Annotated in this window: 1 rRNA gene; it reads right to left on the bottom strand. The window is 51.6% G+C overall.

What is annotated here, in order from left to right:
• Positions 1 to 47: 47 nt before the first annotated feature.
• A 23S ribosomal RNA gene (locus tag ABN217_RS18780) occupies positions 48 to 2,950 on the bottom strand.
• Between the last annotated feature and the right edge of the window lie 17 nt (positions 2,951 to 2,967).

Below are 2,967 nucleotides of genomic sequence, written 5' to 3'. Positions count from 1 at the left end.
TACTTCATCTACTCTTTGTCTCTCAGACAAAACACCTTCGGTGTTGTCAGGTTAAGCCTCACGGTTCATTAGTACTGGTTAGCTCAACGTATCGCTACGCTTACACACCCAGCCTATCAACGTCTTAGTCTTAAACGTTCCTTTAGGTCACTCAAGGTGACAGGGAAGACTCATCTCGAGGCAAGTTTCCCGCTTAGATGCTTTCAGCGGTTATCTCTTCCGCACTTAGCTACCGGGCAATGCCATTGGCATGACAACCCGAACACCAGTGGTGCGTTCACTCCGGTCCTCTCGTACTAGGAGCAACCCCTCTCAATCTTCCAACGCCCACGGCAGATAGGGACCGAACTGTCTCACGACGTTCTAAACCCAGCTCGCGTACCACTTTAAATGGCGAACAGCCATACCCTTGGGACCTACTTCAGCCCCAGGATGTGATGAGCCGACATCGAGGTGCCAAACACCGCCGTCGATATGAACTCTTGGGCGGTATCAGCCTGTTATCCCCGGAGTACCTTTTATCCGTTGAGCGATGGCCCTTCCATTCAGAACCACCGGATCACTAAGACCTACTTTCGTACCTGCTCGAGCCGTCACTCTCACAGTCAAGCTGGCTTATGCCTTTGCACTAACCGCATGATGTCCGACCATGCTTAGCCAACCTTCGTGCTCCTCCGTTACTCTTTAGGAGGAGACCGCCCCAGTCAAACTACCCACCAGACACGGTCCCCGATCCAGATTATGGACCTAGGTTAGAACATCAAACGTTAAAGGGTGGTATTTCAAGGTTGACTCCATGCAGACTGGCGTCCACACTTCTAAGTCTCCCACCTATCCTACACATCAAGGCTCAATGTTCAGTGTCAAGCTATAGTAAAGGTTCACGGGGTCTTTCCGTCTTGCCGCGGGTACACTGCATCTTCACAGCGAGTTCAATTTCACTGAGTCTCGGGTGGAGACAGCCTGGCCATCATTACGCCATTCGTGCAGGTCGGAACTTACCCGACAAGGAATTTCGCTACCTTAGGACCGTTATAGTTACGGCCGCCGTTTACTGGGGCTTCGATCAAGAGCTTCTCCTTACGGATAACCCCATCAATTAACCTTCCAGCACCGGGCAGGCGTCACACCGTATACGTCCACTTTCGTGTTTGCACAGTGCTGTGTTTTTAATAAACAGTTGCAGCCAGCTGGTATCTTCGACTGGCTTCGGCTCCGTCCGCAAGGGACTTCACTTACCGCCAGCGTGCCTTCTCCCGAAGTTACGGCACCATTTTGCCTAGTTCCTTCACCCGAGTTCTCTCAAGCGCCTGAGTATTCTCTACCTGACCACCTGTGTCGGTTTGGGGTACGATTGTTGGTAACCTGAAGCTTAGAGGCTTTTCCTGGAAGCAGGGCATCAATTGCTTCACCACCTTAGTGGTTCGTCATCACACCTCAGCATTAAGTGACCGGATTTGCCTAATCACTCTGCCTACATGCTTGAACCGGGACGACCGTCGCCCGGACAACCTAGCCTTCTCCGTTCCCCCATCGCAGTTACCACCAGTACGGGAATATTAACCCGTTTCCCATCGACTACGCTTTTCAGCCTCGCCTTAGGGGTCGACTCACCCTGCCCCGATTAACGTTGGACAGGAACCCTTGGTCTTCCGGCGTGCGGGTTTTTCACCCGCATTATCGTTACTTATGTCAGCATTCGCACTTCTGATACCTCCAGCATACCTCACAGTACACCTTCGCAGGCTTACAGAACGCTCCCCTACCCAACAACACATAGTGTCGCTGCCGCAGCTTCGGTGCATGGTTTAGCCCCGTTACATCTTCCGCGCGGGCCGACTCGACCAGTGAGCTATTACGCTTTCTTTAAATGATGGCTGCTTCTAAGCCAACATCCTGGCTGTCTGAGCCTTCCCACTTCGTTTCCCACTTAACCATGACTTTGGGACCTTAGCTGGCGGTCTGGGTTGTTTCCCTCTTCACGACGGACGTTAGCACCCGCCGTGTGTCTCCCGTGATAACATTCTTCGGTATTCGCAGTTTGCATCGAGTTGGTAAGTCGGGATGACCCCCTAGTCGAAACAGTGCTCTACCCCCGAAGATGAATTCACGAGGCGCTACCTAAATAGCTTTCGGGGAGAACCAGCTATCTCCCGGTTTGATTGGCCTTTCACCCCCATCCACAAGTCATCCGCTAATTTTTCAACATTAGTCGGTTCGGTCCTCCAGTTAGTGTTACCCAACCTTCAACCTGCCCATGGATAGATCACCGGGTTTCGGGTCTATACCCTGCAACTCATTCGCCCAGTTAAGACTCGGTTTCCCTACGGCTCCCCTATACGGTTAACCTTGCTACAGAATATAAGTCGCTGACCCATTATACAAAAGGTACGCAGTCACCCCATAAAGAGGCTCCTACTGCTTGTACGTACACGGTTTCAGGTTCTTTTTCACTCCCCTCGCCGGGGTTCTTTTCGCCTTTCCCTCACGGTACTGGTTCACTATCGGTCAATCAGGAGTATTTAGCCTTGGAGGATGGTCCCCCCATATTCAGACAGGATAACACGTGTCCCGCCCTACTCGTCGAGTTCACAATAACAGCATCTTCAGATACGGGGCTATCACCCTTTACTGCCGGACTTTCCAGACCGTTCTCCTGATGCTGCTATTGATTAAGACTCTGGGCTGTTCCCCGTTCGCTCGCCGCTACTAGGGGAATCTCGGTTGATTTCTTTTCCTCGGGGTACTGAGATGTTTCAGTTCTCCCGGTTCGCTTCATGACGCTATGTATTCACGTCATGATAATATCCATTGGATATTGGGTTTCCCCATTCGGAAATCGTCGGGTATAACGGTTCATATCACCTTACCGACGCTTATCGCAGATTAGCACGTCCTTCATCGCCTCTGATTGCCTAGGCATCCACCGTGTACGCTTATTCGCTTAACCTCACAACCCGAAGATGT

It is taken from the genome of Proteus sp. fly-1067 (assembly GCF_040139345.1).
GTDB classification, from domain to species: domain Bacteria; phylum Pseudomonadota; class Gammaproteobacteria; order Enterobacterales; family Enterobacteriaceae; genus Proteus; species Proteus vulgaris_B.
This window is presented reverse-complemented; position numbering and strand designations above follow the sequence as displayed.